Source organism: Marinoscillum sp., assembly GCF_040222955.1.
Taxonomy (GTDB): Bacteria; Bacteroidota; Bacteroidia; order Cytophagales; family Cyclobacteriaceae; genus Marinoscillum.
Genome location: NZ_JAVKCA010000007.1, coordinates 23,183 through 45,908, shown reverse-complemented (window position 1 = coordinate 45,908; position 22,726 = coordinate 23,183). Strand labels below are relative to the sequence as shown.

The following is a 22,726-nucleotide window of genomic DNA, read 5'->3' as shown; positions in this document are numbered from 1 at the left end:
AGAAGACCGGTTCATGCCGGTCTTTTTTTAGAAGAAAAACAAATAAAGGCTTTTACCGGATTAAACTATCTGCCGCCGCACCCAGTTTTTTATCCAACGTCCAAAGTGCCAGATCGTTGTTCAGGGCTGCCGCCAGGATGTAGCAATCAATCAATCCAATTCCATGCGCGTAAAACTTATGCTTATTTGAGAGGTCTCCTGCCTTAATGAATAAATCTGACTCATTCACAGCAGGCAGGTTTTCCCAAAGGGACAGGACAAGCGCTCTTTCCCGTTTGTTCTTTACGCCTTGCAAAAGCTCTCCAAATACCGCGCTCACCGCATAGATTTCCTTTCTTTTCAAATAAGATTTCAAAATAGCGCTGAGATCCGGATCTGAGTTTCTAAGGAAACTGATCCAAACAGAGGTATCTACCAGAATCATCTGTTTCGATTGAGATTGCGGATGCCATAAGCCGCCATATCTTCATTGAATACGAAAGGCTCTCGCTCTATTTCATCTATCACCTTGTCGATATTCCTATTGCTCAAATATTCCTTGAGGGCTATGGTGATGCTATCGGTGATGTTTCTACCGCCTGTGGCTTCCTTGATTTTCTCAACCAAATCATCTTCAATGAGTGCTGTGACTTTCATGATCGTATTGTTTATCGTACAAAATACGATAAACAATACGATTTATCCAAATATCCTGTTAACTCTTAAATCCGGTTGACTAATCTTTAAACGGGCTGAGGTCAAGGGCCTCCATTTGTGCTTTATACGTAGCCCAATTTGAAGCCAGGTAGTCATCTGTTTTTTGATTGGCAGCTTCCATGACCGACTGAAATCTGGCTACCATGGCCTTTTCTGTCTTGGTTGGCACGTGCAGGCCATTCGATAGATAGAAATCAGCCGTTTCGTAATAGCTATTGACATTATCAGTCTGATCAGCGGTGATTCCCTGTCGGTCATCCTCTTTCCCGAGGTAGAGGTCTAGCAGACTGTTGAGGGTATCCCTGGTTTCTGTCGAAAGCTTAAGCTCTGCTTCAAAAGCCTTTTCATTCTTTGCCTTCATTCGCTTGGTTAATTCATCGATTATCGCCAGCTTTTCTTTGATCTGCTCCACATGCCCGAGCGCCAATTCTTTATCAGACTCCAGGGCCTTGAGCGCGTCATATCTGGCCTTGAGTGCCTCTGTGGAGACCTCCATTCTTGGATCAAATTTCACATCGATCTGGGATTCTGATGACTCGCCTGCATAGAACAGGCGCAGTTTGTAAGTGCCGGGCATTACATCCACACCTCCCGGTTCGCGTTTGGTATCAAGCTCTTTTCTGGACAGGCCACTCACACCTTTTTCATCAAGGCTCCAGTACATCCTATTCACCCCATTCTTATCCGGCACCTTTTGCTTAATGGTTCTGATCAGCTTGCCTTCCATTGTAAACACCTCCAGGGTCAATGAGTCCAGTCCTTTCTCCTCATCTTTCTTTTCGCCTTTCTCCTTTTCGGTTTCATCCTTTTTCGGAACATTGATCACATAGGATAGCATGGCGCCACTTTTCCTGTTTTCTCCATTGAACATCGCGTCAGCGCCAAAGCGAGAGCCTGTGGGCTGTTGCCAAATGGCGTTGTAAGCAGTAGGGGGCTCAAAAAGATGAATGGGTTTATCAAGTATTCCGATACCTGCAGATGCCATGGCCCTGAGTGGACGAATGTCATCGATGACATATGCAGCACGACCAAAAGTTCCGATCACCAAATCATGTTCACGGGGATGGATCACCATATCCATGGTGTTCACAGTAGGGTAGTCATTGGTCCACTTAGTCCATGTGGTAGCTTCGTCTATGGAAATGTAGAGTCCATCATCCGTGCCGAGAAACATGAGCTTCGGCTCCACAGGATCCTGAACGATCGATAGCGCGTAGCTAGTCGCATCATTCTCATCTACTATCCGTTCCCAGGTTTTGCCATAGTTGGTGGTGCGATAGGCGTATGGTTTGAAATCAAAGTTGCGATAGTTGTTGGCAATCACTAAAGCCTCGCCCGGATTCTTATTGGATACCTGTATTTGTGGTATCCAGACATTCACAGGAAGGTTTTTGATGTTTTGAGACACTTTGGTCCAGGTCTTGCCACCGTCCCTGGTTATCTGAATGTTTCCATCATCGGTACTTACCCACAGCACATCCTTTTCCAGCACACTCGGAGTAATGGCCAATATGGTGCAATAATTTTCCGCTCCGGTGGCGTCCATGGTGAGCCCGCCGCTCTCATCCTGTTTTTGTTTGCTCTTATCATTGGTGGTGAGATCCGGGGAGATGATGTCCCAGGTTTGACCTTTGTCTATGCTCTTGTGCACAAACTGACTTCCAAAATAAAGGGTTTTGCTATCAAAAGGATCCTGACCAATGGCTGCATTCCAGTTGAACCGAAGTTTCACATCCAATTCCGGCGCATGTGGTTTCACATATTCAAAATGACCCGTTTTTAGGTCATATCTGCCCACCCAGCCTTCTTGAGCCATAGAAAAACCATACCGGTTATCATCCTGATCGGGCACTACATCAAACCCATCACCAAAGGAAACTTCCTGCCAGTAGCTGTTTCTGATACCCTGGTCTTTCCAAACATAGGCCGGCCCGGCCCATGAGCCATTGTCCTGCATACCACCGTACACATTGTACGGAAAGTCATTGTCCACTGCAATGTGGTAAAACTGTGCCACGGGTAGGTTCTGAACAAACCTCCAGGTGGTGCCTCGGTCTCGGGAGATATTAAGGCCACCATCGTTGCCTTCTATGATATAATTGGGATCTGTAGGATGAATCCACCAGGCGTGGTGATCGGGATGTACACCACGTGTAGTGTTATACGCCGGCATTAGCTGATCAAACGACCTGCCGCCATCTGTACTCACATTGATATAGGTGTAGACGGTGTAAAGTCTGTTTTCATTCACAGGATCAACGAAAATGTCGGCATAGTAAAAAGGTCTGTTGCCAATCTCACTTTTGTCATTCACCTTGTTCCACTTGAAGCCTCCATCCTCAGATTTGTAAAGTGCATTCTTTTTGGCTTCTACCAGAGCGTATACAATTTTAGGGTTGCTGGGAGCAATGGCCAGGCCCATGCGACCAAGATCACCTTTTGGTAAACCGTCTTCATCAATGCGCTTCACCCAGGTGTCACCACCATCATGGGTCACATACAAGCCTGATCCTGACCCACCGGAGGTGAAAAACCATGGCTGCCTGTAATGCTCCCACATGCCTACCATCAACTTATTGGGGTTGGTAGGATCCATTACCATATCTGCTGCCCCGGTCTTGTCATTGACATAGAGGATCTTATTCCAGGTTTTACCACCATCTGTGGTCTTAAATACTCCACGTTCAGGATGAATGCCCCAGGGTGACCCGATGGCTGCTACGTATACTGTATTTGGGTTTTGGGGATCTACGATGATCCTGTGAATATTTCGTGTCTTATCCAGACCCATTTTAATCCAATTTTTACCACCATCAAGGCTCTTGTAGATTCCGTCCCCTCCATTCAAGGAGTTTCTTGGATTGCCTTCACCTGTACCCACCCATATCACTGAAGGGTTGGACTGCTGAATGGCCACAGCGCCAATGGACGCGGTAGTCTGCTTATCAAAGATGGGCTCCCAGGCAGTGCCACCACTTTCAGATCTCCAAAGGCCACCGGAAGCGGTACCCACATAGATCACCTCGGGTCGGTTATTCACCACATCGATGGCTGTTACTCGTCCGGCCATACCAGCAGGACCTATACTTCTTGGTTTTATCCCTTTGAGCAGCTCCATATCCACTTTTTGGGAAAATGCCATCAGCGGAAGGGTGATCAGGAGGTAAGCAAAATATCTTTTCATAGTTGTTTATTTGGAAGCGATAAACCTACACAAAAAAGTCAAGGCGAAAGGCCGGGTATTACTTGATCGGGTGATTTTTGATGCGAATGAAAGCACATGTCCAAACATTAGTTACTCCAAATGCCTCAACCATGACATTTGAAAGGGCAGGTTTGACCACCGACTTTCCTAAATTTATCTCATGAGGTATTCTGTAATGTATTTATACTGTCTTGTGAATCTGGCTTCCTGTATTGGGACGGATTTCATTGATGACCCAAAGGATGCTGCCATTCTCACGGATGTGACCAGTATCAGCTTGAAAGTGGGGGAGACGGCTCAGATAGAAGCCACATATTACTACAACATGTGGGTGCCCAGAGAGGACGCTCAACTCATCTGGCAAAGCAATGACCGGAGCGTAGCTTCTGTAGATCAAAGCGGGTTGGTGACAGCCGTAGGAAAAGGCCAAACCAAAATTCAGATCAGCTATGCCAATGAAGAAACGGTAACGGTGGACGTGACCGTGGTAGAAAATACGGATGATGTGGCCCGGGTGCAGATCACGGCACCAAAGAGCTCCCTGATGATCAATGAAACCATACAGCTCACGGCCAGGGCTTACACCATGGCTGATGTTGAGGTGACCGGCAAGCCTGTGAGCTGGACTTCAGCCAATGAAGCGCTGGCAACGGTGAGCAGTACAGGACTGGTGACAGCACATGCCAATGGAATCGTGTCCATCACCGCTGAGATAGAAGAGGTAAAAAGCCCTCCCTTCCAGCTCATGATCGGCACACAGGCGCGTACGGGTGTTTTTGAGGGCAGTGGGAGCTACAAAGCCGTGGGCACTGCCACTTTATTTATTGATGACAATGATGCTTTGATTCTTACCTTCAGTGAAGACTTTGAAACCAGCTTTGCACTGGGCACATTCGTCTATCTGGCCAACTCCACCAGCGGAACTGTGGTGCGCTCACAAGGACTGGAGATCGCTGAAGTGACCACCAACGGGGCCAAAACTTATAACGTCAGCCTGGTCAACTCCGGTGTGGGCCTGAATGACTACAATTACGTAATTCTCCTGTGCAAGCCCGCCAGTATTACTTTCGGATCAGCAGAACTCAACTAATATGATGGCTCAGAAAAAAATCTTACTCTCACTACTGTCCCTGTTATACTCACTCCACATACTGGCCGGGGGTGGATGGGTCTATCAGAAAAACAAAGGCTTTCTGAAGCTGGGGCAAAATATGATCCGCTCACAATACTTTTTCGATTCAGGAGGAAACATCACTGACATACCAACGGTGAGTTTGTACACCACCAGCTTTTATGGCGAGTATGGACTCTCGGATCGGCTCAACGTGGTCTTGTATGTTCCTTTTTTCGTGAGGTCCACACTGAATCGCGTGGAGTTTAACCAGAGTGGCAACACCATTCCGGGAGACGAGATCAACTCGTTTGGAGATACCAACGTGGGATTAAAATATGGTATGTTTCAGGATCAACCTGTCCACCTGGCGGCCAGTTTGATCTTTGGGTTACCATTCGGTTCATCTGAGGTCTCCAGCGATCGCATACTCCAAACAGGGGATGGTGAGTTCAATCAGCTATTGAAGTTGGAGGCCAGTCATTCGATCAGCGGGACTCCGGCTTACATTACGGGTATTTTGGGTTTCAATAACAGGACTCAGGGCTTTTCTGATGAATTTCACTATGGTGGAGAAATAGGTGTATCTCTCAAGCCGGTCACAGCGCTTCTTAAAGTGTATAGTGTCAACTCCCTCTACAATGGTGATGCGGACACCTCTAATGCCAATGGTGTCTTTGCCAATAACACAGAGTATGTGTCTTTCACTCCGGAGCTGATTTACGCTTTGGAAAATGGTTGGGGCTTTGCTGCCTCTGCAGGCTTCGCATCATCCGGGAAGCGTATTTTGGCTGCTCCGAACTTCGGAATTGGCGTTTTTCTACAGCTTTAAAACTGAATGCTCAACCCAAAGTATGGCGATACATACTTGGTGGCTTTATAGCCTCCGTCCGCGGTAGGAGTAAACGCCCAATAGTAATCAAATCCGGCTGCCAGAAACTTATTGAGGTGATACACCACCCTCAGCTTAGCCAGTGAGCGTTCATCGAATTTAAAGGTGTCTCCCAGGTCCGTCAGGTTACCTTTGATGTAGCTCCCGTGAAATGAAAACTTATCCGCCAGTCGATCCAGGTCCGCATTCACCCGCACGGTGGCAGGTGTAGCTTCGGTGATGTCATCCGGGATCATCAGGCTACCTCCCAGCTGCACTTTTTTCAATATGTGGCCGGTAAGGCTTCCGTAGAAACCACTCATTTTCTCTGCAGCACCCAGCGCATAGATTTTAGCATCTTTATTGATTTCATAGGTGGCATCAAAAAACTGTGGCAGATAGTGATCCGAATAGTTCAGACGCTCAATGCGAATATCTGTACTGAGGAGATCTGCAATGAAATGGAACCGAAAGTTGACACCTACGCTGGCTCCAGTTCCATCCTGAAACCCATCAGACATGATAGAGGGTTCGTTGGTAGTGGTATAGGTAAACTGTAGTGAATCCCGCAGCGCCTCAGAGGTAACATTAAGCTTGGAGTAGGTAGCAAAAAGGTCAATCTGAATAAACGGTACCCGCAACAAAGTGACGCCCATATCTAATCCAAAAGCACCTATGCCATTTCGGGTAAAGAGATAAGAAGTTGACGTGCTATCACTCGTGACAATCTTCGACTGGTCTTTGTCCCGGATAAAGGTGGCTCCGAATTCAAAGGTGCGAACAATGGGTATGGGTGTCCACGCCATCGGTCGCACATACGGCCGCATGGCAAAGAGGTTGAAGGACCCGGGGCTAAAATCGCTGTAGAGCCCATCTATGCCGGCAATTCCTTTTACATTCAGGTCATAGTGCAGACCCACTTTTCGCTTCTCAAAACTGGTGGAGTTGGTATAGTTATTAATCAAACCACCGAATCCAATCATGGTATTGTTGAGCTGACCCACCTTTACATAGACAGGATCAGCCTTTTGTACACCATATCGAATGTAAGTGATGAGCCTGGCGGCTCCCACACCGTCTTTGAAGATCTCCGTACGAATCGACTGGTCATCCAGGCCATAAAGAATGGGTACGTTCAAGCCTACACCCACTTTACCAATTGAAAACTCCGGATTGAGCACCAGTCCCACAAAATACTGGTCGTCTATCTGGGTGACGGTGAAGCCACCATCAAATGAACCCCCGCCGGTCTCAGTGCCCATACCAGAGCGAAAGTCCTGTACAGGAGGTGCACCGGATCGGTCTTTACGCTCCTTCTTTTCTTTGGGCGCTTTCTCTACTTCAGGCTCCTGATATTCCTCTTCATCTGTTTCTTCAAGCGGTTGTTTATCCAGTGGCTTATCCAGACTATCTACCGGGTATTGGAGTTCTTCCTGCGGTGCTTCCTCCAGTGAATCAAGCGGAAGATCCTCTGATGGCTGCAGGCTATCAGTCGCGGGCTCATCAATTAGCGTATCTGCGGGAGGTGTATAGATCACTTCCTCTTCCGGCTGAATGGGCTCGGAAACCGATTCGGTTTTGACTTCTTCCGGCGCATCGTTCTTCTTTTTTTTCTTTTTCTTCTTTTTGGTGTCCTCCCACAAGTAGGAGTAGTCCGCGTAGGGGTCTTCCTCCGTTTCCTGTGCCAAAGCAGGTACGGACAAACTCAATAAAAAGACTGAGAAGAAAAGGTAAATAAGCGCTCGATTCATAGCTGGTAAAAATTCAATACAAAGTAAAAATAATGCAATTACCCGAAACTCAGGATACTTTGATGAGGTAGTAGTTCTTTTTGCCTTTTTGCGCCAGGAGGTATTTGCCTTGAAGTAAATCATAGTTGACTGCTGCTTCAGAGGATTCTACCTTCACTTTATTGATGCTGACACCACCGCCTTTGATCATTTTGCGTGCTTCACCTTTTGAGGGGAATACAACTCCCTGGGTCAATTCACTAAGCAAGTCGGTGACATTAGCCACAGCCTCGTATTCAGCTTTGGAGATTTCCACTTGTGGCACTCCCTCAAAGACCTGAAGCAAAGTCTTTTCATTGATGGACGTAAGGTCCTCCGTGGTAGACTTCCCAAATAGGATGTCTGACGCTTTGATGGCCATCTCCAGGTCCGCCTGAGAGTGTGCGCTAACCGTAATTTCTTCTGCCAGTTTCTTCTGCAAAACACGCTGGTGAGGCGCCTCGCGATGTGTGGCAATCAGCGTTTCGATTTCCTCTTTCGAGAGGAAGGTGAAGATTTTGATGTACTTCTCAGCATCTGCATCGGAGGTATTGAGCCAGTACTGGTAAAACTGGTAGGGAGAGGTGCGCTCGGCATCCAACCAGATATTTCCACCTTCGGTTTTGCCAAATTTGGTTCCATCAGCCTTGGTTATGAGTGGGCAGGTGAGGGCATAAGCCTTGCCGCCTGCGATCCGGCGGACCAGTTCAGTACCCGTGGTGATGTTGCCCCACTGGTCACTACCACCCATCTGCAGGGTACACTGGGCTTCCTTGTAAAGGTGTAGAAAGTCATAGCCCTGCACCAGCTGGTAGGTGAACTCCGTGAAACTCATCCCGTCAGATGATTCCGATGACAATCGCTTCTTCACAGAGTCTTTGGCCATCATGTAGTTGACCGTGATGTGTTTGCCCACGTCACGAATGAAGCCAAGGAAGGTGAAGTCCTTCATCCAATCGTAGTTGTTAACCAGCACGGCAGCGTTGGATGCGGCAGAGTCAAAATCCAGGAACCTGGAAAGCTGTGATTTGATGGCATCCTGATTGTGACGGAGGGTCTTTTCATCTAAAAGATTTCGTTCGGCAGACTTCCCGGAAGGGTCACCGATCATGCCTGTAGCACCCCCAATGAGGGCATAAGGCTTATGTCCGCACTGCTGAAAATGCTTCAGCATCATCACACCCACCAGGTGGCCAATGTGCAGAGAGTCGGCAGTGGGGTCAATGCCCAAATAAGCAGATCGCATGCTTTCCATCAGGTGTTCGTCCGTCTCCGGCATGATGTCCTGAATCATGCCCCTCCATTTTAGTTCTGCTACGAAATCTTTCATTTGTAATTTTTGATTTGCGCAAAAATAGGAGCCTTTTTGATTTTGGGGCGGGTTATTGGAGGCAAATTATGAAAGATGGGTAGGAGAGATGAATCAATCAACTCAGCCCCCTACACTTGGTTCCAACTTCATAATGGATACCACTTGAAAGGTCAAGTGTATTCATTACAATCACTTCTATTGCGGAATTACTCTTACCAGTCAGGTATCAACTTGGAGAGGAAAGTCATTCCACACCCTGACTTTGCTCCAAACCGGACAAAAAACCGCACCGGATCGTTCGGTTCTGAACGGTTAGATGTTCATAGAAAGTCTGTATCTCGCTGTATTTCTGAATGTTATGGTTGTTGGCATAATGATTGGCTTTTGGAAATCAACTAAAAAGTACAAGTGCTCATCACCACTATCCATAACAACCGAACAAGCCATGCTTAAGAATTTCCTGAAAGTCGCTCTTCGTAACCTCCTGAAAAACAAGGTCTATGTGACCATCAACATTGTAGGACTGGGCCTCGCGCTTGCCTGCTGTATCGTGGCCTACCTCAACTCCAAGCAAAACTGGGACTTTGACAAAAGTCACGCGCAGATCGATCATATCTACAAAATCCACAACCTCAGGGAAACCCAAGGGGACCTGATAGAATATGGCCGCATTCCCATGCCCATGGCTGATGCCATCAGAAATGATCTGGCCGGGGTGGAAAGGGTCTTTCGCTTTGAAAGTCATGTGTTCACCGTCAGGGATGTGAACATGGACAAGGTTTTTAACACCAGCGTTTGCTATGCCGATCCGGGATTGATTGAGTCGTTTACTTTTCCGATGGTCACTGGCAACCCATTGGCTTATCACAAGCTGGACCAGGCCGTGGTGACTGAGGAATATGCCCGCAAGTTTTATGAGGATGAGGACCCCATAGGAAAGGTGCTCACAGTGTTTGATGATACGGGCATGAGTTTCAATTTTACCATTGCGGGTGTGGTGCAAGCGCCACCACAGAACTCCTCTGTACATTTTGAAATACTCACTTCATTTGAGAACCGGTTCCGAATGTATGACGACAATGTGAAGGGCAATTGGGGTGCTTTTGCACAAAACACCTTTGTGTATTTCAATGATCCGAACCAGGCAGAAACATTCGAGCCATTATTGGATAAATACCTCGCTGTGCAACAGGAGGCCCGCCCGGACTTTACCATCAAAAGGTTCATCCTCAGCCCCATGAACAACCACGCCCAGATATCCCGGCAGCTCAGATGGGATAACCTGCGCAATGCCATGCCTCCCGCAGCCATTCTCACCCCACAGGTGATGGCGTTATTGATCCTGCTGGTGGCGTGTTTCAACTTCACAAATACGGCCATTGCCAACTCTAACCGCCGACTGAAAGAAATAGGGGTACGAAAGGTGCTTGGAGGCACCAGAAGGCAGTTGATCAAGCAGTTTATGACCGAAAACCTTACGGTTTGTCTGTTGGCGTTGTTGATGTCTTTGGGGATTGCTTCCTACCTGGTGCCAGCCTACGGGGCCATGTGGCAGGGACTGGATCTTCAGCTAGACCTTACCCAGGATTTTAAGTTCTACTTGTTTCTGGTGGGCCTGCTGGTTTTCACCACTTTATTGGCAGGTTTTTACCCATCGCTTTACATCAGCCGCTACAAGCCTGTGAGCATCCTCCGCGGCAGCCTGAGCATAGGCGGAGCTGGCAAGCTTACCAAGGTGCTCCTGGCCACGCAGTATGCCTTCACCGTGATCGCCATATTTGCCAGTGTGGCCTTCATTCAAAATGCCCGCTACCAGGAAACGCTCGACATGGGCTATAACCGAGACCAGATCATCGGTGTAAGTCTGCTGAACGAAACCCAGCAGCAGAAAATCTATGCCTCCATGCTGGCCAACCCCGACATAGAACAAATAGCCAGTGCCAAGAACCATATCGGCCGGGGAAACTATGGTGCACTCCTCAAAAATCAGGATATGGAAGTTCAGACCAACATGTTGGATGTGGGCATCGATTATATCGAAGCAATGGGACTGAAAATCGTCAATGGAAGATCTTTCTCCAAAGAGCTGGAAGCTTCTGACAGTCAGAACTCTCTGGTGGTGAATGAGCGTGCTGTGGAAGAGTTTGGCTGGACTAATCCCATTGGTCAGCGGGTGTACCTCAATGACTCCACCACACTCACCGTGGTGGGCGTGGTAAAGAACTTCTACATGTATGGTTTTTGGGCACCCATAGAACCCACCGCCATGCGCCTGAAAAGCCTTAAGTTTCAGGATGATGGCACCTATAGTTTTATGGTAGCGAAGGTCAACATCAACCACGTCAAGGAGGTCTATGACTACCTGGAAAGGGAGTGGAACAGTAAAATCCCAACCAAGACCTTTGCTGGGTTTTATCAGGATGATCTCCTGCGGGAAGCCAAAGAGGTGAATAGCAACATCTTAATGATATTTGGTTTTCTGGGTACCGTCGCTTTCGTGCTTTCCTGCCTTGGTCTCTATACCCTTGTGTCCATTAACCTGATCAAAAGAACCAAGGAAATCGGCGTGCGAAAAGTACTTGGTGGGAGCGTAGGGCACATTGTATACCTGATCAGCAGGAGTTATTTCCTGCTTCTTTTCATCTCCTCAGTGGTAGGTGTCACGGCCGGATTCTACCTGGTGGACGGACTCATTGGCTCTATATTCAACAATTATAAGCCAATGGATTTCTTCACTTTCGGAATTCCTTCCACCACCATCATTGTGGTATCACTGATGATCGCGGGATTCAGAACGCTCAAATCAGCAATGGTCAATCCCGTGAACTCTATTAGATATGAGTGATGGGTGAGGTAGAATGGGACATTCCAAGGAGATAAGGTGTTATCTGTTAGTCATAAAAATATTTTAAACGTGTGCTGATTGTTTGTTTTGATTTACCGTTTAAGGGTTAAACTGATCCTCAAAATGAACGATAAAATACTCTACACCGCTTACCACATTGCTGACAGGATAGATGTAGCCAACCATCGGTTACTTCACCCTGAGCATTTGATCACCAAAAGCACCCTCGAGTTGTATTACCAGATTGACGTGACACGATATGTCTACATCGTCAGTTACGGTGCTGTGGTGTTTACAGGAATGACACCCGACGAAATTCGGGAATATCTGAAGTCGCTGGAGACGTCCGCTGTTCGTCCCAAAAGCCATGTAACCACTGATGATCTGGAGGTTTTATTGGGTGAGACAGAGGATGAAATTGCCTTGAGTTTTGAAACCTTAACGCTCGGTACTTTTAATCATTCTGTAAACAAAATGATCATGATGCACCTGGCACAATCCGTAGCCCTTGATCATTTCAATGGGCTGAGTCAGTCGATACTTGGTGAAATAAAGGCCTACACACAGGACATGCAGGTCTATGGCAAAGTGAAACTGGGCCAGAAAAAAGCCATGAGTTTTATTGGCAAAACCCTGAACACTAAGAATACCATTGCTGAAAACCTCTACATTCTGGACAGTCCGGATGTGGCCTGGGACAATGAATACCTTGACAGGCTACATGATACACTGGTACGTCACTTCGAGCTGGTGCCGCGCTACAGAGAGATTGACAATACCCTGAAGATCGTGGAAGATAATCTCACCGTCTATATGTCCTATAACCACCATAGGGAAAGCAGTCGGCTGGAGTGGATCATCATCATCCTCATTGTCATTGAGGTGATAGACACCTTTGCTACTAAACTATTTTGAAGTAGTCTAGTTCGTGTCCTTTCTGATACGTGCGCTGTCCCATTGATGGTCATTGTCCACGATGCCTCGTTTCAGATCTTCTTCCAGTAGTTTTTCCTGCTGCTCCATTTCCTCTTTTACCTTGAATACGTACTGGTCGTTGATCGGCTCGGCAGCCAGTTTTCTGAGGCTTTCCTCATCGTATTTGATGAAATTCTGTGCCTGCCGATGGACAGTGTACTTTCTGAACCCCATGTAATGAAGAACATCGCTGGCCACTCTTACGGATGTTTCGAGGGTTTCTCTGTAAACATTTGAGATCCCCATATTGAGTAGTTCTGAAGCATCCGATCGGTTTTTAGCACGCATCATTAACTTTACGTGCGGGTACTTTTCACTGATCTCCCTGGCCAGGCTAATGTTAGTGTCAGGGTTATCGATGGCGCAAATCAGCAACTCGGCGTCTGCTATCCCGGCAGATTCCAGCAGCTCTACCCTTGAGGCATCTCCATAGTATACTTCAAATCCCATCTTTCTCAGGACGTCCACCCGGTTGGAGTCGTGATCCAGTATGGTAGCCTCTATGCCATAGGACCTCAGAAAGCGACCAATGGTACTGCCAAAGTGCCCAAACCCGATGAGGATTATTTTTTGAGATTTGGCTATGTGATCCATGGTTCTGTGTGCAGACTGCCTGGTACCTACTTTGGGTAGGATTAGCCGCTCATTGATAATGCCCAGAATAGGGGCCAAAGTCATCGAGAGGGCCGTCACCACCAGCATCATGTCCAGCTGTACACGATCCAGGATATTCAGCTGAAAGGCAAAGGAGAGTAAGACAAACGCAAATTCCCCAATCTGGGCCAGGCCAATGCTCAGGAGCAGTTTCTGATCCATTTTCATTTTGAAAAAGGAACCCACCACAAACAAAATAATTGCCTTCAGTACGATTACGCCAAACACCAACCCGCTAATCATCAGGGGGTTGTCACTAATCACAATGAAATTGATTGAAGCGCCCACGGCCATGAAGAACAGTCCCAAAAGAAGCCCCTTGAAAGGCTCGAGGTTACTCTCCAGTTCATGTTTGAACTCGCTGGTGGCAAGCACCACACCACCCAGAAAGGCCCCAAGCGCAGGGCTTAACCCTACCAGCTCCATGGTGAAGGCCAGGCCCAAAACGATCAGTAAAGCGGAGGCCGTTAATAACTCCCGCAATCGGGTAGTGGCCACGAGTCTGAGCACAGGCACTATCAGATACCGGCCGGCTACCACCACCAGCACCACCGAAAGAAACACGGCCAATGTCTGAACTCCCAGGGGCAGATCTTCGAGGATATAGGTATGAGCCTCACCCTCATGACCGCCGGAGACCGCTTCGGGTGCCATGGTGGTGAGCAGTGGAATGATGGCCAGCATAGGGATGACGATGATGTCCTGAAAAAGCAGAACAGAAAAAGCGGAAGTGCCAAACGACGTATCCATCAGCCCCTTTTCCTTGATGGTCTGTAGTACTATGGCGGTAGAAGACAGCACCACCGCCATGGAAATCACAAGGGATACCTGCCAGCTAAAGCCCATGGTAAGGAATGCCAGGTAAAACAGCAGCAGGGTGATGGCCACCTGAGAGCCACCCATTCCCACGATGGTTTTTCGCATTTTCCAGAAACTCCTTGGCTCAATCTCCAGACCGATGAGGAAAAGCATGATCACCACTCCAAATTCTGCAAAATGGAGAATATCTTCACCTTCCTCACCCACAAAACCCAGTACATAAGGGCCGATCAGGATGCCAGCCAATAGATACCCGAGCACAGAACTCAAGCCAAAGCGCTTGGCGATGGGAACACATATGATGGCTCCGGCCAGAAAGATAATTGCCTGAAAAAGAATACTTCCACTCATATCAGCTTAAGTTATTGAGTTCGGGAATATCATTGAAATAGTCACATTTCCCCGTCAGCTTAGGGGACACACCTTGCTGTAGCATGGATATCATGACATCATACTGAGCGGTGTACTTCACCAGGTCCTCATCAGACAGGCGATGCGTGCCCATGACCGCAAACGGCGGCAAGTAATCCATTCCACATAGCCTGGCGGTCTGCTCAAAAGGTCTTAAAAATTCATTGACCGTGTAATTATTGCGGCCTTCAGCGCAATAGACCTCCCTCGATCCGCCCATGGTCAGGACGTTGAGTGCCTGCTTGCCCTTGAGCGCGTTCCCTTCCGGCCCATAGGCCCACTTAAATTCCAGTACCACATCGATCCATTGCTTCATCAGCGGCGGACAGCTGTACCAATAAAAGGGATGATGCCAAATGATGATGTCGTGCTCCGTCAATTGTTTTTTTTCGAACACCACATCGATGTTAAAATCAGGATAGTGCTCATACAGGTCATGGAAAGTGACTCCCGGCCGCTTCCTTACTTTCTCCACCAGTAATTTATTCACTCTGGATCTTTCAAATTTGGGGTGGGCAAACAAGACGAGTATTTTAGACATAATCCTGATGATTGTTTGGCTGAAACCTGACCAGTTACAATAATAACTGTTCAATCTCAATTTTGACTACCCACCAACGGGTGCTTTTAAAACCGTCATAAACCGCCAGTCAAGATTTTCCTTTTACTGAGTGTGGGTAAGGTGAGGGATAAAATGAGTCTTTTGCCGTGCTGAAGGCACAGATCTCCCTAACTTGCGGCTTTGTTTTAGCGATTATCCCTTTTCAATATGTTTGATGGTTCGGATTTCCCAAAACCTCTGGATGAGGAAGTTTTTGATCAGTGGCTGGAGAATGGCCGCCAGAGTAAAATCGGCTATGCCTTCTTACTGGTCGTTTGGGATGCTTTTGAGGCTGCATATCTGCCGGTGTACGCCGAGCGCCGTGAGCAAATGCAGGACTACCAGCGGTATCAGGAATCTACGGGCCGGGAATCCCTCGTGGCGGCCTATAACCTGTACTCAGAGTCCAGGATTGGGTAGTAGGGCACCTGGAAGATTACCTTATTTAGCCTTAAAGTTGCTCCTGCATGGCATCAGTATTCGCATTGCAGGAGTCCGTATGGACCTACGCTGACAAAAAGATCTTACTCGTTCTTTGCAAATACACCTGTCAAAACGTGTTTTTCATCCTCCCAACCATACAGCTGGCGTAGCTTTTCACCTGGAGCAGTAACCCATTTTCTTCTGTAGCTTCCGGATAGCCCAGCGCATGCAGTGCGCTGGTGAAGTCATCCCGACTGGCAGTGCCATCGTTATGAATCAGCACAGAGTCCTCTTCCTGATCAATGGACACACTGGTTACACCGGCCATTGCCAAAAGTTTGTTTTGAATGGTCGTTGCACAGCCACTGCATTTCAAATTGGCGATCACTATTCTCTCTTGTTTCATGTATAGGAAAGTGTTTGATGGTCAAATGGGTTCAATTGATTTTGAATTTTCATTTAAACCGCACTGAGTCGCTCTTCAAATTACCTGCACTCCGGCCTATCAGGTTGGGTGCACCTCATGCTTTGTTTTTGACTTCTTTGTTTTCTTGAGGGTATTGTACCCAAATGGCAGGTAAAGCGGGCATACCCGAAATAAGCTGGTGGTGAGTAGTATACCTATCACCAGTACCAATACCAGCGCCAAAGCACCTGTGATGACATTCAGATAGTAAAGGACAGCGACACTCACTGCCAGTAGTATTCTGATATTTCGATCTGTTATTCCCATATTCTTTTTCATGGTCGTATCATTTATGTTTTGAGTTAATTCATTCCTGTTTTGGAGCGGGCTGCTTACCCTTTCTCCACTTTTCCTTGTGTTTACCTGCCCACATGGGTTTGAGGGACCCATCTCTCAGCACAGTAGTTTTTCCATTGATGCTCACTTCTTTGGCAATGTATTCGTCCGGCGGCAGTTTGTCGGTTCGGAATAGCGTCATGGCAATGCGGTCGCCTTCTGTGGCAGTGAATAAAGGAAACACCTTATCAGAAGGGCCCAAGTGTACATTGACCAGGGTTTCCTGTGTTTTCACAAACAAGTGTGTGCCTGCAGCAGCCCTTCCAGTGGTATACTTGCATGGACCGGATGCTATCCGCTCTATGGTGCCCTCCATTTCCAGGAGTTCGGGGTTCAGTCCCTGGCTACTTACGCCTTGTGCGTCTCCGGCACCTTTCTGTGCGAAACCCACGAGGGCAAAGGCATAGAAGGTGATGAAGAGGACTGATTGAATGAAAGTTTTCATGTGACTATTGAATAGTGTTTGTTTGAAAAATAAGAGAAGAAGGGAATAGGCCGCGAACCTGCACTTCCCGGTTTGCCTGGCCATTCCCTTCATTATTCAACCATGTTACTTTAGTTCGGTGGATTGTTTACCTGATCCAATGATAGCTTTTTGGTACAGAAGAACCAATCGAGGCAGGTCACATCGGCGTCCTTAGTTTCCATTCTGTCTTTGGCTACGCCACAGGAACCAGCCGTAGGCACGATCACGTCATCTCCAGGCTGCCAGTCCGCAGGCGTAGCGATGGCATAGGCATCGGCGGTTTGCATGGCGATAAGCGCCCTTTTCAGTTCGTCGAAGTTTCTACCCGTAGAAAGGGGATAGTAGATAATGGCTCGAATGGTGCCCTTTGGATCTATGAAAAAGACCGCCCGAACCGCTTTGGTCGTGCTTTCTCCGGGTTGTATCATGCCGTATTTTTTGGCCACTTCCATGCTGATGTCTTCGATCAATGGAAAGGTCACCTCAATGTTTTTCATACCCCTATACTCGATCTTGTCTTTGATGGTGCGCAGCCAGGCAATGTGGCTATATAGACCATCGATAGATAAACCCACGAGCTGACAGTTGAGGGCCGAGAACTCCGACTCTCTCTTGGCAAACGTCATGAATTCTGAGGTACATACAGGTGTAAAGTCAGCCGGATGGCTGAAAAGAATGATCCATTTGCCTTCGTAATCCGCAGGGAAATGAATCTCACCCTGTGTAGTGATAGCGGTAAATTCCGGAGCCTGATCTCCGATGCGTGGCATGGCCACTGCTTGTTCTTCTATTGCTTCCATAATGAGGCTTATTTTAAATGCTATTTGTTGTCTACAAAGGAGGCTTATATAGCGGTCATTTACACTGACAAGACTCACCGCTACATATGTTTGTTGTTAGTTCATTTCTAATTTAGATGAGTTAACTCAAAGGAGTGGCCGGAGGCTCCAAGCGTTGCTTTCAGACATGGTCATGCTCATCCCGGCATTGTCAGTCTTAGCCTGCTGAAGCGTACGACAATCCCGATTGGCTGAGTCCTGGCATGAAGTGATCCTAAATTGATGTATTCGCCTATATTTCGGTAAAGGATAAACTCCAATTATTGGGGTGGATACAAGAGCGCACCGAGTGAAAAATGAGGTTCCGCCATCTCCTGAAAAAAGATGGCGGTCTTTTTGAAAAACATGGCGGTCTTTCTGAAAAAGATGGCGATCTTTTTGAAAAACATGGCCATCTTTTCAGAAAAGGTGGCGGTCTTTTTTGGATTCATCGATAGGATTCTGTTCATGGGGAAGGATGGGTGATCTGTTTATGGGCTGTAGTAGCAGGGTGAGTGAAAGTGGAGTGGCCTGGAAGAGTTACTAAATCTCCCTTTGGTCAATTTTCACACCCAAAATCCTCAATTACCCCACCCATTTTGACGTGCATTTTCCTTAAAAATCCTACATCCTAAAGGTGGTGGACCTGATTGACCTCTACACCCTGACCAATATCCCGCCGTACCATGACTAATGTCAGCTCAGGAGTCAACAAATTCCAGGACTTTCGTCTTTGTAAAAGAACTAAATCATTCGTCTTATGGAACCTCAATATTATCAAGTTGACATTAGCTGGAGTGAAGCACGAAAAGGAGTGATGTGCTCTCCCGAACTTGAAAATGGTGCCAACTATATAGAAGTGGCCACCCCACCGGATTTTCCAAAAGGCATGCCTGACATATGGTCTCCGGAGCATTTGTATACGGCTGCTGTCAATAGCTGTCTGATGACTACCTTCCTGGCAGTGGCAGAAAACTCCAGGTTGGAATTTGCCCGCTTCAGCTGTAAGTCAAAAGGCAAGTTGGAGCAAGTGGAAGGCAAGTTTTTGATGACGGAAATCACCCTGGAGCCCAGAGTCACCATCTATCATGAAAAGGATCGGGACCATACAGAGCGGGTACTCCAAAAATCGGAACGGGCCTGCCTCATCTCCAATTCCATCAAAACACAGGTGACCATGATCTCCAACATTGAAGTGCTGGAAACTGCGGAAGTAACGGATGTATTGAAATAACATGGATTTCATAGACTATTATTCGGTACTTGGCATTGATAAAAAGTCAACGAGCGAAGCAATCAAGAAAGCCTATCGCAAGCTGGCACGTAAGTATCATCCAGACCTGAACCCCAACGATAAGGATGCTGAGCAGAAGTTTAAGGAAATCAATGAAGCCAATGCTGTACTGAGTGATGCTACCAACCGGGAGAAATACGATAAGTATGGAAAAGATTGGAAACATGCCGAAGAGTTTGAAAGAAACCGGCAGTCGCGGGCCAGCAGTCAATCACACGGATCGGAGAATTTTTCAGAAAGTGACTATTCCGATTTCTTCGAATCCATGTTTGGCGGTGGGTTTAGCGGGCACTCTCAGGGGCGGCAGGTGAAGTTTAAAGGACCAGACTACAATGCCGAACTGCAACTGGATATTCGGGACATTTATGTGACGCATAAGCGTACCCTTACCGTAGATGGCAAAAACATCCGCCTGACGATCCCTGCTGGTGTAAAAGACGGCCAGGTGATTAAAATCAAAGGGCAGGGCGGGCCTGGAGTAAATGGTGGCCCCAAGGGAGACCTGTTCTTGCGCTTTTCCATTTCCAATCACACAGTGTTCAAGCAGGATGGAAACAACCTGCATACCACCGTAGATCTCAGTTTGTATGAGGCCCTGCTGGGTGGGGAGGTGACTATAGATACCTTCGATGGTAAAGCCAAACTAAAGGTGAAACCTGAAACCCAAAATGGCACCAGAGTGAAACTCAAAGGAAAGGGCTTTCCCATGTACAAGAAGGAAGGTCAATTTGGAGACCTCTATGTAACCTTCCGTGTGGTGCTGCCCACCAAGCTCACCGACCAGGAAAAGGATCTATTCCACGAACTATCTAAGCTCAGAACCCTATGAAACCAGAAGTGCTCATACCGCTCAGTACACTGTCTACACACTATGAGGTAGAGATGGCATTTTTTACCGGACTGCATGACCTCAATCTTATTGAGATTCATCTTGTAGAGCAGGCTCCTTATATTCATACCGATCAGCTCAGTGAGGTAGAGCGAATGATCAGGCTTCACATGGAACTCAACATCAATCTGGAGGGAATCGATACCATCATCAACCTGCTGGAAAAGAATCAGCGGCTTGAAGAAGAACTGGCTGAGGTGAAGAACAAGCTCCGTCGCTATGAAGATGACTTATAAAGCCGCATTGATGGCCTGCTCCAGCATCTGTTTGGGGATGGCTCCCGATTGTCGCCAAAGCTGCTTGCCATTCTTAAACAAGATGAAAGTGGGCACGCCGCGCACATTGTATTGCCGGGCAGCCGCCTGATTCTTATCTATGTCCACTTTGATGATGCGTGCTTTACTACCGATCTCGGTTTTCAGCGCTTCCAGAATAGGAGCCATGGTATGACACGGTGCACACCAGGTAGCATGAAAGTCGACCAGCACCGGCTGGTCACCATTAATAAGTTCACTAAATTTTGACATAAGGACTTAAAGTTTAAACATGATCAAACAGGGTAAAGGATTCCAGATAGTCCGGAATCGTTACATTCCAGCCACGGCCCTGTAGCCTGGCCTTGAAGACTTCAGCCTGCTCTTTTTCCCCGTGAATGATAAACGTTTTCTTAGGGGCTTCCTTGATGTGACTGGTCCATTCTACAAGCTCATCCTGATCGGCATGCGCTGAAAGGCCATCAAGCACGTGGACTTTGGCTTTTACGGGTACCTGCTCTCCAAAGATTCTCACCATGGGTTCGCCATTGGCAATGTCTCTGCCTCTGGTGCCTTCCGGCAAAAAGCCAGAGAAGAGTATCGTATCTTGTTCATTAGGAAGTCTGTGGTAGAGGTGGTGCAAAATCCTGCCCCCGGTAGCCATGCCGCTCGCAGAGATGATGATGGCCCGATCCCGGATGGTATTGAGCAACTTCGACTTGCCTTGCTCTCTGACATAGTGGATAAAGGGTGCATCGAAAATGTGATGCCCAAACTCACTGTCACTTTCCAGTCTGTGGTAGGCACTGTATTGCTTATAGAGTCGGGTTACACTGATGGCCATAGGGCTGTCCACATATACGGGCCTGGATTTCATGTTCTGGAAGATTTTCCATAGATAATAAAGGATGAGCTGTGTGCGGCCTACCGAGAAAGCAGGGATTAAAATGCACCCGCCTTTGCGATCACTTTCCAGAATCAATTGTCTGAGCTCTTCTTCCAGGTTTTGATGACGGTGATTGCGTCCGCCATAGGTAGACTCTACAAAAAGCACATCCGCGGCAGGAGGATCAGCTGGTGCAACATGCAGGGGGCTGTGCATAGGTCCCAGATCTCCTGAGAAGATCAGTGACTTGACACCCTGGCTGGTATAGATTTTCAATTCGACACTGGCAGCACCCAGGATATGGCCGGCATGAAAAAACCGAACCTCTATGTGATCACGGATGCGAAAAGTCTTTTCGAAGGGATGCGACTTAAAGGCACTCAATACATTGATGGCATCCTGCACCTTGTATAGTGCCAGCGCCGGATCATGTTTGGAATATCCTTTTCGGTTAGCAAAATCGGCTTCTTCCTGCTGTAGTTTGGCGCTATCCATCAGTAAGATCTCTGCAAGATCCAGGGTGGGCTCTGTGCAGTGAATCTCCCCATTGAAACCATTTTTAAACAAGAGAGGAAGGTAACCCGAGTGATCGATGTGTGCATGGGTCAATATTACCGCATCGATAGCGGCCGGAGCTACAGGGAAATCCTCCCAGTTTCTCAGCCTTAACTCTTTCAATCCCTGAAATAATCCACAGTCTATCAGTAGGTTATAGCTATCTACTGTCAGCAGAAATTTAGAGCCGGTAACTGAGCCCGCTCCACCAAGAAACCTGATGCGTATGTCCATGTCTAGTCGATCTAAAAATTGCCAATCAGGCCACTATCTCCGGGTCGATAAGTGCCTCAGTAATAGAACCTTTTTAGCTCTGATAAAATTCAACCATTCAGACATCATAAAAGCTGACAGACATCACCAGTGAAGGTGACCTTTATCGGCACAGTAAAAAGGGAGGTTGGGCAGGAGTGGGCCGCTCAAACAAAAAACGCGAGAAATCTTCTCGCGTCATTTTATCAAAAAATAGGGATCAATACAGTTTACCGCATCACGAACGTAATCGGTAGGCTAAATTTCACATTTACTTCATCGCCATTTTGACTGCCAGGCGCCCAATCGGGCATTAAGTTGACCACTCGCAAGGCTTCCATGATGAATTGATTGTCTGTCTCAGAATAGGTATAATTGGTGGCTGTAGCATCACTCACTTCACCGGTTTTGGACACCACGAAATCCACATAGACTGTTCCTTCCAGTCCTTCGTCTTCAGCATCAGCCGGAAACTTTAAATTTTCCTTCAAGAATCTATTCAAAGCCTTCTCTCCACCGATGTAAGCAGGATCCACTTCTGCTTTATAATAGACCAGTATTCCATCAGGTTTTTCATAGTAGGGAGTGCTTGCAAGTAGCTTGTCGAGTTCCATTTGGCGCTCTGCTTCTATCTTGGCGCGTTGCTTTTTAAGCTTCGCACTTCGCTCAGCTATAGCCGATTCCGTTGTGGCTGTTTCGCTGTTCTCGGTCTTGGTTCCGCATCCCGAAAAGACGAGCACCAAACCTACAAGTAAAATGATCAGATTTGTCTTCATTTGTTTTGTTTAATTGAGAAGCAAAGTTCGCTCCCCTGCGCT

General features: G+C 47.4%; 23 protein-coding genes. 8 read left to right on the top strand and 15 right to left on the bottom strand.

Annotation, left to right across the window (positions count from 1 at the left end; genetic code table 11):
- Positions 1–52 precede the first annotated feature (52 nt).
- The 3 genes from RIH33_RS02250 to RIH33_RS02240 form a co-directional block, all read right to left on the bottom strand.
- Positions 53–424: a PIN domain-containing protein gene (locus tag RIH33_RS02250; protein ID WP_406653385.1), complete on the bottom strand. Its 372-nt coding sequence runs from the start codon at positions 422–424 to the stop codon at positions 53–55.
- Entirely contained in the window at positions 421–636 is a 216-nt protein-coding gene (locus RIH33_RS02245) for a DUF2191 domain-containing protein (protein ID WP_406653383.1), read from the bottom strand. Before RIH33_RS02245 ends, RIH33_RS02250 begins: the two co-directional genes overlap by 4 nt.
- A gap of 79 nt (positions 637–715) precedes the next feature.
- On the bottom strand, positions 716–3,880 hold the full coding sequence (locus RIH33_RS02240; RefSeq protein ID WP_406653382.1) for a WD40/YVTN/BNR-like repeat-containing protein: 3,165 nt from the start codon (positions 3,878–3,880) through the stop codon (positions 716–718).
- A gap of 181 nt (positions 3,881–4,061) precedes the next feature.
- On the opposite strand from RIH33_RS02240, the gene RIH33_RS02235 reads away from it, so the two are divergent.
- Positions 4,062–4,991 carry an Ig-like domain-containing protein gene (locus RIH33_RS02235; protein WP_406653381.1) on the top strand — a complete coding sequence of 310 codons (930 nt, stop codon included), beginning with the start codon at positions 4,062–4,064 and terminating at the stop codon, positions 4,989–4,991.
- A gap of 1 nt (position 4,992) precedes the next feature.
- Positions 4,993–5,844 (top strand): hypothetical protein, encoded by an 852-nt coding sequence (locus tag RIH33_RS02230; RefSeq protein ID WP_406653380.1) that lies wholly within the window; start codon positions 4,993–4,995, stop codon positions 5,842–5,844.
- On the opposite strand, the gene RIH33_RS02225 is transcribed toward RIH33_RS02230, so the two are convergent.
- A complete protein-coding gene (locus tag RIH33_RS02225) occupies positions 5,841–7,634 on the bottom strand; it encodes a hypothetical protein (RefSeq protein WP_406653379.1) in 1,794 nt (597 codons plus the stop codon). The two genes, RIH33_RS02230 and RIH33_RS02225, sit on opposite strands and share 4 nt — an antisense overlap.
- Before the next feature lie 49 nt (positions 7,635–7,683).
- Positions 7,684–8,982 carry a tyrosine--tRNA ligase gene (gene tyrS / locus RIH33_RS02220; protein ID WP_406653378.1) on the bottom strand — a complete coding sequence of 433 codons (1,299 nt, stop codon included), beginning with the start codon at positions 8,980–8,982 and terminating at the stop codon, positions 7,684–7,686.
- 427 nt (positions 8,983–9,409) lie between these two features.
- Here tyrS and RIH33_RS02215 point away from each other — a divergent pair, with 427 nt between their 5' ends.
- Together RIH33_RS02215 and RIH33_RS02210 are read left to right on the top strand one after the other, a co-directional pair.
- Complete coding sequence (locus tag RIH33_RS02215) at positions 9,410–11,809, top strand: FtsX-like permease family protein (RefSeq protein WP_406653377.1); 2,400 nt, start codon at positions 9,410–9,412, stop codon at positions 11,807–11,809.
- A gap of 123 nt (positions 11,810–11,932) precedes the next feature.
- Positions 11,933–12,724, top strand: coding sequence for an RMD1 family protein (locus RIH33_RS02210; RefSeq protein WP_406653375.1), 792 nt, complete (start codon positions 11,933–11,935; stop codon positions 12,722–12,724).
- Positions 12,725–12,730: 6 nt separating this feature from the next.
- Here the strand turns inward: RIH33_RS02210 and RIH33_RS02205 are convergent, their stop codons facing one another.
- Both RIH33_RS02205 and RIH33_RS02200 read right to left on the bottom strand, forming a co-directional pair.
- A complete protein-coding gene (locus tag RIH33_RS02205) occupies positions 12,731–14,608 on the bottom strand; it encodes a monovalent cation:proton antiporter-2 (CPA2) family protein (RefSeq protein ID WP_406653373.1) in 1,878 nt (625 codons plus the stop codon).
- 1 nt (position 14,609) lies between these two features.
- Positions 14,610–15,209 carry an NAD(P)H-dependent oxidoreductase gene (locus RIH33_RS02200; RefSeq protein ID WP_406653371.1) on the bottom strand — a complete coding sequence of 200 codons (600 nt, stop codon included), beginning with the start codon at positions 15,207–15,209 and terminating at the stop codon, positions 14,610–14,612.
- A 228-nt stretch (positions 15,210–15,437) separates the two neighbouring features.
- Between RIH33_RS02200 and RIH33_RS02195 the strand changes: the two genes are divergently transcribed.
- Complete coding sequence (locus RIH33_RS02195) at positions 15,438–15,689, top strand: hypothetical protein (protein ID WP_406653369.1); 252 nt, start codon at positions 15,438–15,440, stop codon at positions 15,687–15,689.
- A 130-nt stretch (positions 15,690–15,819) separates the two neighbouring features.
- Here the strand turns inward: RIH33_RS02195 and RIH33_RS02190 are convergent, their stop codons facing one another.
- From RIH33_RS02190 to RIH33_RS02170, 5 genes are all read right to left on the bottom strand, one after another.
- Complete coding sequence (locus RIH33_RS02190; RefSeq protein ID WP_406653368.1) at positions 15,820–16,098, bottom strand: heavy-metal-associated domain-containing protein; 279 nt, start codon at positions 16,096–16,098, stop codon at positions 15,820–15,822.
- A gap of 99 nt (positions 16,099–16,197) precedes the next feature.
- Positions 16,198–16,437: a DUF2892 domain-containing protein gene (locus RIH33_RS02185; RefSeq protein ID WP_406653367.1), complete on the bottom strand. Its 240-nt coding sequence runs from the start codon at positions 16,435–16,437 to the stop codon at positions 16,198–16,200.
- 28 nt (positions 16,438–16,465) lie between these two features.
- Positions 16,466–16,939 carry a hypothetical protein gene (locus RIH33_RS02180; protein WP_406653365.1) on the bottom strand — a complete coding sequence of 158 codons (474 nt, stop codon included), beginning with the start codon at positions 16,937–16,939 and terminating at the stop codon, positions 16,466–16,468.
- A 110-nt stretch (positions 16,940–17,049) separates the two neighbouring features.
- On the bottom strand, positions 17,050–17,760 hold the full coding sequence (locus tag RIH33_RS02175; protein ID WP_406653364.1) for a peroxiredoxin: 711 nt from the start codon (positions 17,758–17,760) through the stop codon (positions 17,050–17,052).
- A gap of 299 nt (positions 17,761–18,059) precedes the next feature.
- Positions 18,060–18,248, bottom strand: coding sequence for a hypothetical protein (locus tag RIH33_RS02170; RefSeq protein WP_406653363.1), 189 nt, complete (start codon positions 18,246–18,248; stop codon positions 18,060–18,062).
- A gap of 290 nt (positions 18,249–18,538) precedes the next feature.
- Here RIH33_RS02170 and RIH33_RS02165 point away from each other — a divergent pair, with 290 nt between their 5' ends.
- The 3 genes from RIH33_RS02165 to RIH33_RS02155 are packed head-to-tail and all read left to right on the top strand — an operon-like array spanning position 18,539 to position 20,197.
- Positions 18,539–19,012 carry an OsmC family protein gene (locus RIH33_RS02165; RefSeq protein ID WP_406653362.1) on the top strand — a complete coding sequence of 158 codons (474 nt, stop codon included), beginning with the start codon at positions 18,539–18,541 and terminating at the stop codon, positions 19,010–19,012.
- A 1-nt stretch (position 19,013) separates the two neighbouring features.
- On the top strand, positions 19,014–19,901 hold the full coding sequence (locus tag RIH33_RS02160) for a DnaJ C-terminal domain-containing protein (protein ID WP_406653360.1): 888 nt from the start codon (positions 19,014–19,016) through the stop codon (positions 19,899–19,901).
- Entirely contained in the window at positions 19,898–20,197 is a 300-nt protein-coding gene (locus RIH33_RS02155; protein WP_406653359.1) for a chaperone modulator CbpM, read from the top strand. Before RIH33_RS02160 ends, RIH33_RS02155 begins: the two co-directional genes overlap by 4 nt.
- On the opposite strand, the gene trxA is transcribed toward RIH33_RS02155, so the two are convergent.
- The 3 genes from trxA to RIH33_RS02140 all read right to left on the bottom strand — a co-directional run bounded on the left by trxA (position 20,192) and on the right by RIH33_RS02140 (position 22,684).
- Positions 20,192–20,488 carry a thioredoxin gene (gene trxA / locus RIH33_RS02150; protein ID WP_406653358.1) on the bottom strand — a complete coding sequence of 99 codons (297 nt, stop codon included), beginning with the start codon at positions 20,486–20,488 and terminating at the stop codon, positions 20,192–20,194. The two genes, RIH33_RS02155 and trxA, sit on opposite strands and share 6 nt — an antisense overlap.
- 13 nt (positions 20,489–20,501) lie before the next feature.
- The gene (locus RIH33_RS02145) at positions 20,502–21,890 is read right to left on the bottom strand and encodes an MBL fold metallo-hydrolase RNA specificity domain-containing protein (protein ID WP_406653356.1); all 1,389 of its coding nucleotides are present in this window, start codon (positions 21,888–21,890) and stop codon (positions 20,502–20,504) included.
- A 248-nt stretch (positions 21,891–22,138) separates the two neighbouring features.
- Positions 22,139–22,684, bottom strand: a complete 546-nt coding sequence (locus RIH33_RS02140) for an energy transducer TonB (protein WP_406653355.1) — start codon at positions 22,682–22,684, stop codon at positions 22,139–22,141.
- Positions 22,685–22,726 lie beyond the last annotated feature (42 nt).